Source organism: Frigoribacterium sp. VKM Ac-1396, assembly GCF_015350895.1.
Lineage (GTDB): Bacteria > Actinomycetota > Actinomycetes > Actinomycetales > Microbacteriaceae > Frigoribacterium.
This window is the reverse complement of sequence record NZ_JADKSD010000001.1, coordinates 151,336-159,106: the sequence shown is the minus strand read 5'-3', so window position 1 is coordinate 159,106 and position 7,771 is coordinate 151,336. Positions and strand designations below refer to the sequence as shown.

The following is a 7,771-nucleotide window of genomic DNA, read 5'->3' as shown; positions in this document are numbered from 1 at the left end:
CCCCCCCAAGGCGGACTCATCCACCGCGGCAACGCTGGGACTCGGTACAGGTTCTTATCTTGGCGCGCTCGCTCGTAGCACCTCTGGCGTCATCGTCGACGACGGGTGGCTGCGCCTCCTCGGGGGAAGCTCCACCGACGAAGGCCTGCCCGGCCTTGACCAGGCCAGTGCCGGCACCACGGGGCTGCTCGTTGTCGCGTACGACGTCCTCGGCGGGGTGTTCGCGTTGGACGGGGGTGCCCTCGGCACAGGCAACGGCTCCGTCCACCATTTCCCGGTCGACTCGTTGGTTTGGGAAGACCTCGAGTTGGGCCATGCCGCCTTCGTGACCTGGATGCTCGAAGGCGCGACTGTGGACTTCTACGAGCCCCTCCGGTGGGCGGGGTGGCAGAACGACATCGCGCCCCTCCCACCGAGGCAGGGCCTGTCTCTCTACCCCTTCCCGTTCTCGGTAGAGGGCAAGGACCTCAGCAAGGTCAGCAAGCGAGCCGTGCCCATGTCGGAATTGCTCGGCATGTACAACGACATTGCCACTCAGCTCGGAACCGATCGTGGCGTGCCCGCCACGTGGTCCTGAGTCGTTCGCTTCGAGCGGAGACCGATCCCCTATCGGGCACCGACCGGTGCGACAAGAAGGTCAGACGGGGTGCAAATTCGGTTGGCTAAGAGAGGGTCGCACCTAAGCACGACCCAGAAGGAGACGGTCATGAGCCTGACGATTCTCGAAGATCGAAAAATTTTAGGGTCCATACCTCGCGAGATCACGTACCTGGGTGCGACCGCGGCTGGCCTCTGCACCGGCTTGCTCGTCTTCGCTGCGATTGTCACGGGCATCTGGATCTTCTGGCTCGGCGTAGGGGCAGGCGCCATCTCCGGCGCCATGCTCCTCAAGGTCACGTTCTACCTGCGAGCCCTCCCTTACGACGCCGACGAAGATCCAACCCCACCAGAGGTATCCAACTAACAACCGCGGCCGGTGACCGATCGTCTATCGGGACACTTTGGGCCATCGACTTCGTGTCGATTTCGGGTTGAGAAGATTCGTGTAGGGACGCCCAACCCTCCAGATCTTCCGCGGCCGGCCAACGATCGCCTGGCCGACATGTCACTCGTCGGTGACGACCGGAGGCGCGTCTGACAGGGGAGCGGCCCCGGTCTTAGGCGCCGGCGCCGCCGTCGACGGGCACGATGGCGCCCGTCACGGCCGACGCACGATCACTCAGGAAGAATGCGGCTACCTCGGCGACTTCGAGGGCGGTCGCCATGCGGCCCATGGGGTTGGCCGCGTTGTTGGCGTCGATGATCCCCGGGGTCTTCTCCTCCCACTCGTCCATCATCTCGGTCGCTGTCCCCCCGGGCGTGAGGCCGTTCACCCGGATGCCCTCAGAAGCCCAGGTGACAGCCGCGGTCTCCGTGATGCTGTTCAGTGCCCGCTTCATGGCCCCGTACGCCGGCAGCGGCGGCACAGCACGTCGACTGCCGATGCTCGAGGTGTTCACGATCGCGCCGCCGCCGGATTTCCGCATGAGGGCCGCCTCGGAGACCATCGCGACCCAGTGTGCGCGGAAGTTGACGGCGAACTGCTCGTCGATGTCGTCATCGGACGTGGTGTCGAGTGGGCCGATCGCTTGCTGGTTGATACCTGCATTGTTGAATGCCCCGTCGAGGCGCCCGTGGAGTTCCTCGACTCGCTCGATGGCCGCGCGGATGCTGGCCCGGTCGGCGAGGTCCATCGCGACGGCGTCAGCCGTGCCGCCCTGGGTGCGGATCTCTTCGACGAGGGCGTCGAGCGCCATCATGCTGCGGGCAGCGAGCATGACGGATGCGCCCTCTCGAGCGAAGAGACGGCTGGCCGCGGCGCCTATGCCGCGGCTGGCTCCGGTGATGAAAATGACCTTCCCGGTCAGAAGGCCGACCGGCGTGGACTCAGTGTTGTTCGTCATGTAAAGAGCGTCTGCGCCCTGGGAATCTGCATCCAGGCACAAACGGTACGAGGGTCCGCCGCCTCTCAGGGCGGAGACTCGTGGCATGGACAAGGGTGAGCTCGCAGCTTTTCTCCGGAGTCGCCGCGAGCGTCTCCGACCCGAGGACGTCAGCCTTCCGTCTGGGCCTCGGCGAAGGACTCCGGGTCTTCGCCGTGAGGAAGTCGCAGTCCTCGCTCACGTGTCGACGGAGTACTACGCCAGACTCGAGCAGGGCCGTGCTCCTCGGCCCTCGGAAGTCGTCCTCGCGGGCATCGCGGGCGCGCTGCGTCTCACCCCTGAGGAGTCCGACCACCTGCACCGGCTCGCCGGTACCGCCCCCACCCCGACGGGATTGCATCGCCGCGACGTCCGACCGAGCATCCTCACCCTGCTCGAACGGCTCCCCCACACCGCCGGGATAGTCCTCTCGGCCACGTTCGAGGTGCTCGCCTGGAACGACCTGGCGGCAGCTCTCATGGAGGACTTCTCTCTGCTCGTTCCCCGCGATCGCAACCTCGCGAGGAAGACCTTCCTCCAAGATGGGCAGGCGCGGGAGGCGATCTACGGAATCTCTGATGAGGTCGCATTCCGTGAAGGTGTCGTGACCCAACTCCGTAGCGCACAGGCGTCGTACCCGGCAGACCCGATCGTCCGCGAGGTCATCGACGAACTCCACGCCGGCAGCGCAGAGTTCGCACGGCTCTGGGAGCGACACGACGTCCAGACACCACCTCCCCTGCAGAAGACGTTCCGTCACACACCAGCAGGATCGATCACCGTCAACTGCGATTCCCTTGCCATCACCGAGCGGGACCAGCACCTCGTGCTCTACACCGCGCCAGCGGGCTCCCGAGACGCGGAGAACCTCGCCCTGCTGGAAGTCGTCGGCTTGGAGCCCCTCGTTGAGCCGCGGGGCACCTGAACGGCCCATCCGAGCCGAGGCGCCACGAGATGAACATCAAGCGAGGCCGAGTCTCGATGGCCGATCGGCTACCGAACGGGCGGCGTCTCTCGTCGTGCCAGTCGGCGCAGGCTCAATCCCGATGTGAGGCCGGCACCTGAGGCAGCAAGGAGTCCGACGATGGCACCGGATAGGGGATCGCCGAAGAAGAGGCCGAGGGCCAGGCCTGCTGAGATGCCGACAACTGCCGCTGTGGCCAACACCGTTGATGTCTGGCTTCTCGATCTGCCCCAGCGGTGACGCTGCCGCCACAGCGACGCGCTGACGAGTCCGGCAACCGCTCCGATGAGGGCGAAGACCACGGCAGCAGGAACTGCGTAGATGAGCGCGATGACGACCCATCCGGCGATCCCGGCGCCGTCGAGTCCTGCGAAGGCACCCCACACGACCATCCACGCGATGGGCAGAAGCAGCGCACAGCCCGCGCCGACCCCTGCCCCGGTACCGACCAAGACGCGCACATCCGATCGCGGCGCGTGTATCGGACGCTCCACGGCAACACCCATGAGGACTCCCCTTTTCCATGAGGCTAGGGCTTGCACCCGGGCATGGGCATCCCCCGACCAGGTGCGCCGACCCTCCTGAGGAGACGAGCTACGCGGCACGATGAGCGGCCCGGGGAAGGGGGTCTGCTTCAGTGTCCGATGAACGATCCCCTACCGGGCGCGAGGCAGGCGCTCTTCGAGCAGCGCCGCGAGTCGATCGAGATCTTTGCGGACAGCGTCAGCGTCAGAGTGGAAGTCCGCCTCGGACATCCCGTCACGGCGGAAGACGGTGAAGACGGCCTCGCTGCCTTGGTCGTTGGCCACGACGCGGAAGGCGTTCCGCACGACAGATCCGTCAGGAAAGGTCACGTCGTGGTCGAGGATCCCCAGCTCCACCGGCCCCGTGAAAGCCACCTCGACGACGCCCATCGGCGAGTCCGTGATCCACCGCCCGTCCTCCTCGCGGATGCCAGCGCTCAGGCCAGCCGCCCACGCGGGAAGGTTCTCGGGATTCCCGGCGACACTGGACACGGCGGCGACGTCGTGGTCGAGCGAGTGTGAGATGTGGACGACAGGCCAGGTCATGTCCGGAAGTTAGCAGCCCACTGAATCGAGCGCACCGGCTGAGGATCCCTATTGGGCGCTGTTACGGCGCCGGCTAAAACGGGACGCCTAAACCTTCTTGGCGCGAAGCGCAGCGACGTGGCCGGCAACCAGGGCAGCGCCGACGAGGAGCAGCGCGATCAAGGACGTCACTCCGGAGCCTGTTCCTCCTTTGTTCACGGCGAGACCGATGAGGCTCACCGCGATCGACAGTGCCGCGAGGGGAGTCAGAGCCCAGGTGGCGGCGCGACGTGACGCATCGCTGTCGACGGCCTCCAACCTGAACAGGCGTAACGCCTCAACGGAACTGGTTCGAGCGTGCGGCGCCAACAGCGCCAGCACCGCGGCCGCGAAAGCGGCGAATGCGATGACAGTCCACACGGTCATGAACCCCCCCTCTGTCAGCCCACGCTAACGACTCGCTCGAGGGCTGTCACCCGCAGGCTCCCCCGCCCTCGACACGCGCCGGACATCACAGTCGGGGGTCGGGGGTCTGGGGTTCGAGATCTGGCGGGGCGCGTACGGACAACCATCCTCGATCGGACACTTCTCAGGCCGTCGCTCGAAGTCAAGAGACCCCTGGCTGCACTAGCTTCAACGGCTCCTGTCCCGTTGCCATCTCCCCGTAAGCTGAGCGTGTTCCGCAACAGGTGAGGAGAACGTCGTGGGGTCGAGGTGGTCACGTCTTCTTCGTGGCTCACTGACGACTGTTCTCGCTCTCACCGTTGCCGCGTTCTCCCACGTCGCCGGCGGGGGCTCTGCACCGGGTGTTCTCGGCATTGGCCTCGCTCTGGCGTTCGCCCTGCCCCTGGCGGTCGCGGTGACGGGCAAGAAGCTCTCAGCGGTCCGCCTGTCGATCGCGGTCGCGTTTGCGCAGCTCGCGTTCCACACCCTGTTCTCCGTCGGCGCGAGCACCAGTGCGGTGACGGCGACCGGTGGTGGACACCACGGTCACGACGCCCTGATCCTGAGTAGCGGTGACGCCTCCGGGATGGCCGGGATGGCCGGGATGCACGCTGGCCCCTCCATGTGGATCGCGCACGGTGTCGCCGCTGTCGCGACGGTGGTCGGCATCTGGTTCGGAGAGCGGACCTTGCGGGTCCTGGCCGACCTCGCTCGGGAGGGCGTCTCGGCAGTCGTCTGCGCCCTGGGGCTCGTTCTCGTGCTCGTCGCCGAGCCCGTGCAGCTCCGGGCTGTCGTGGCACGGGTGGCCCGTCTCGTCCCGCACGACTCAGGCCTCGCCTGGTCGACCCAGCCTCACCGAGGCCCGCCGGCCGTCGCCTGACCTGTCACTCCGTGACGACACCACCCGGTGCCGTCTCGTGACGCTCGACGCCTCCCTCTGAGGGGCGCGAGCGTGTCGCACACCCGCCCATGACTATGCCTGCCGTGACACGGCACGAGGTCGATGGATGCCGGGTGTGACCGTGATCTCGACCCCTGCGCCGGCTCATGTGGCCGTGGTGGGTGGTCTGTTCGGTGCCGCACGTCGGCGCCTGTCAGGACGTCTTCCTTGTTCTCTCCTTCTCTTTTCCTGCGTCCGCGCCTTCGCGGTGGACGGTCGTCGTGAGTACTCGGCCGCCCGAGCTCGACGACGTCGACCTCGAGACCGGTGTCACCCCGTTGCCGCCGCTGCGCCCCGTCGGCTCGGTGCTCATCGCGTGCGTGCCCCTCGCCGTCGTCATGACCCTGGTGGGCCTGCTGTTCACCGGTGCCACGACACAGACCCTCATCGTCGACCCCGGCGACCTCGTCACCTACGGCCTCCCGGTCGCCCGGATCGTGCACGACCTCGCCGCTGCCGTGACCATCGGACTGCTGGTGCTCGCCGCGTTCGCCCTCCCCGGGCAGAACCGCGCCCCGGGTGTGCTCAGCTCCGCCCAGTTCACCGCCGTCCGGTGGGCGTCGTGGGCTGCCGCCGTCTGGTTCCTCGCGGGCAGCGTCGTCATCGTCCTGACCGCGGCGAGCGTCATCGGGGTTCCTCTGTCGGACCCGATCTTCCGCCGCCAGTTCCTGTTCTTCGCCACCGGCCTCGAGCTGGGCCAGTCCCTGCTCGTGTCGGCCGTGTGCGTGCTGGTCGTGTTCGTCATCACCTACCTGACCCGCAGCGTCTCGTGGACCGGCGCCGCGGCAGCCCTCGCCCTGCTCGCCCTGCTGCCGCTGTCGCTGTCCGGGCACGCGGCCGGCAGCGACGAGCACGCCAACGCGGTGAACAGCCTCGCGATCCACCTCCTCGGCGTCACCGTCTGGGTCGGCGGACTGGCGGCGCTGGTCCTCCTGCGGACGAGGATCCGCGGCGGCCTGCCCGTCGTCGCCGCCCGGTACTCGGCCCTGGCCGGATGGTCGTTCGTCGCCGTCGCGCTCTCGGGCGTCGTGAACGTCTCGCTCCGCTTCACCGGGGTCGGCGACCTCGTCACGACCGAGTACGGGCTGCTCGTGTCGGCGAAGATCCTCGTCCTCGTGCTCCTCGGAGTCGCCGGCGCCCTCCACCGACGGCGCGTGATCCCCGGCCTGGTCCGCGAACCCACCCGGCGTCGGGCGTTCGTGCGGCTGGCCGTGGTCGAGGTCGTCCTGATGGCCGTCGCCATGGGTCTGTCGGTCGCGCTGTCCCGGAGCGCGCCTCCTGTGCCTCAGACCTCGATCGCGAACGTCGACCCGCGGTCGTCGCTGATCGGGTTCACCTTCCCCGAACCGGTGTCCGTGTCGCGCATGCTGACCGCGTTCCACCCCGACTGGGCGTGGCTCGCGATCGCCGCGGTGTTCGCCGGCCTCTACCTCGCCGGAGTCGTGGGGCTCAGGAGGCGCGGTGACCGCTGGTCGGTGGCCCGCATCGTCCCCTGGGTTGCCGGCTGCATGATGCTCGCCTACGCCACCAGCGGCGGCCCCGGCGTCTACGGCGCGGTGCACTTCAGCACCCACATGATCCAGCACATGCTGCTGATGATGTACGTGCCGCCGCTGCTCGTGCTCGGCGCCCCCGTCACCCTGCTGCTCCGCCTCGTGCCGGCACGACGGGACCACAGCCGCGGCGTCCGGGAGTGGGTGCTGCTGCTGACCCACTCCCGCTACGCGCAGCTCGTGACCCACCCGATCGTCGCCGCGGTGGTGTTCGCGGGCAGCCTGATCGCGTTCTACTACACCGGCTGGTTCCGGTGGTCGCTCGAGACCCACCAGGGGCACCTGCTGATGACGGTGCACTTCCTGATCAGCGGCTACCTGTTCTTCTTCGTCCTCATCGGAATCGACCCCGGTCCGAAGCGGCCCCCGTACCCGTTGCGGCTGATCATCCTGCTGGCCACGATGGCGTTCCACGCCTTCTTCGGCCTGGCGATCATGTCCGGCACCGAAGTGCTCGCCCTCGACTGGTGGCACGCCCTCGACGCCACCGACGACACCGCCCTCCTCGCCGACCAGGTCACCGGCGGCGGCATCGCCTGGGGTGCGGGCGAGTTCCCCGTCGTCCTCGTCGCCCTGATGGTCGTCCGCCAGTGGTCGAGGTCCGAGGAGCGCGCCGCGAAACGGTACGACCGCAAAGCCGACCGCGACGACGACGCGACCCTGCGCGCCTACAACGACCAGCTCGCCCGCCTCAACGGCGCCGACACCCCCCGGAGAGAGTCATGACCCCCACCACCTCCCGCACCCCCACCCGGACCGCCGGTGCCGTGTTCGCCGCGGTCCTGCTCGCGATCGCCGCCGCTGTGGGTGTCGCATCACCGGCGGAGGCGCACGACCAGATCATCTCGACCTCTCCCAGC

General features: G+C 68.0%; 9 protein-coding genes. 5 read left to right on the top strand and 4 right to left on the bottom strand.

Annotated features, from left to right (window positions below):
* A partial coding sequence (locus ITJ55_RS00755) for a DUF2625 family protein (protein WP_194593690.1) occupies window positions 1–577 on the top strand: 577 nt, incomplete at its 5' end.
* Window positions 578–706: 129 nt separating this feature from the next.
* The gene (locus tag ITJ55_RS00750) at window positions 707–964 is read left to right on the top strand and encodes a hypothetical protein (RefSeq protein WP_194593689.1); all 258 of its coding nucleotides are present in this window, start codon (window positions 707–709) and stop codon (window positions 962–964) included.
* 193 nt (window positions 965–1,157) lie between these two features.
* Here ITJ55_RS00750 and ITJ55_RS00745 read toward each other — a convergent pair whose 3' ends face one another.
* A complete protein-coding gene (locus ITJ55_RS00745; RefSeq protein ID WP_194593688.1) occupies window positions 1,158–1,943 on the bottom strand; it encodes an SDR family NAD(P)-dependent oxidoreductase in 786 nt (261 codons plus the stop codon).
* Between the two features lie 85 nt (window positions 1,944–2,028).
* Here ITJ55_RS00745 and ITJ55_RS00740 point away from each other — a divergent pair, with 85 nt between their 5' ends.
* Window positions 2,029–2,886 (top strand): helix-turn-helix transcriptional regulator, encoded by an 858-nt coding sequence (locus ITJ55_RS00740; RefSeq protein WP_194593687.1) that lies wholly within the window; start codon window positions 2,029–2,031, stop codon window positions 2,884–2,886.
* 68 nt (window positions 2,887–2,954) lie between these two features.
* Here ITJ55_RS00740 and ITJ55_RS00735 read toward each other — a convergent pair whose 3' ends face one another.
* The 3 genes from ITJ55_RS00735 to ITJ55_RS00725 all read right to left on the bottom strand — a co-directional run bounded on the left by ITJ55_RS00735 (window position 2,955) and on the right by ITJ55_RS00725 (window position 4,400).
* Complete coding sequence (locus ITJ55_RS00735; RefSeq protein ID WP_194593686.1) at window positions 2,955–3,431, bottom strand: hypothetical protein; 477 nt, start codon at window positions 3,429–3,431, stop codon at window positions 2,955–2,957.
* A 150-nt stretch (window positions 3,432–3,581) separates the two neighbouring features.
* A complete protein-coding gene (locus ITJ55_RS00730; RefSeq protein ID WP_194593685.1) occupies window positions 3,582–3,995 on the bottom strand; it encodes an SRPBCC family protein in 414 nt (137 codons plus the stop codon).
* 87 nt (window positions 3,996–4,082) lie between these two features.
* A complete protein-coding gene (locus tag ITJ55_RS00725; protein WP_194593684.1) occupies window positions 4,083–4,400 on the bottom strand; it encodes a hypothetical protein in 318 nt (105 codons plus the stop codon).
* A 433-nt stretch (window positions 4,401–4,833) separates the two neighbouring features.
* Between ITJ55_RS00725 and ITJ55_RS00720 the strand changes: the two genes are divergently transcribed.
* Window positions 4,834–5,298: a hypothetical protein gene (locus tag ITJ55_RS00720; protein WP_194593683.1), complete on the top strand. Its 465-nt coding sequence runs from the start codon at window positions 4,834–4,836 to the stop codon at window positions 5,296–5,298.
* A 281-nt stretch (window positions 5,299–5,579) separates the two neighbouring features.
* Window positions 5,580–7,637 (top strand): cytochrome c oxidase assembly protein, encoded by a 2,058-nt coding sequence (locus ITJ55_RS00715; RefSeq protein WP_370543942.1) that lies wholly within the window; start codon window positions 5,580–5,582, stop codon window positions 7,635–7,637.
* The last annotated feature ends 134 nt before the right edge of the window (window positions 7,638–7,771 follow it).

What these genes read in the sequence shown, in the direction of transcription:
- ITJ55_RS00735 (WP_194593686.1), bottom strand. Translation starts at nt 3,431, where the DNA reads ATGGGTGTTGCCGTGGAGCGTCCGATACACGCGCCGCGATCGGATGTG.
- ITJ55_RS00730 (WP_194593685.1), bottom strand. Translation starts at nt 3,995, where the DNA reads ATGACCTGGCCTGTCGTCCACATCTCACACTCGCTCGACCACGACGTC.
- ITJ55_RS00745 (WP_194593688.1), bottom strand. Translation starts at nt 1,943, where the DNA reads ATGACGAACAACACTGAGTCCACGCCGGTCGGCCTTCTGACCGGGAAG.
- ITJ55_RS00750 (WP_194593689.1), top strand. Translation starts at nt 707, where the DNA reads ATGAGCCTGACGATTCTCGAAGATCGAAAAATTTTAGGGTCCATACCT.
- ITJ55_RS00725 (WP_194593684.1), bottom strand. Translation starts at nt 4,400, where the DNA reads ATGACCGTGTGGACTGTCATCGCATTCGCCGCTTTCGCGGCCGCGGTG.
- ITJ55_RS00740 (WP_194593687.1), top strand. Translation starts at nt 2,029, where the DNA reads ATGGACAAGGGTGAGCTCGCAGCTTTTCTCCGGAGTCGCCGCGAGCGT.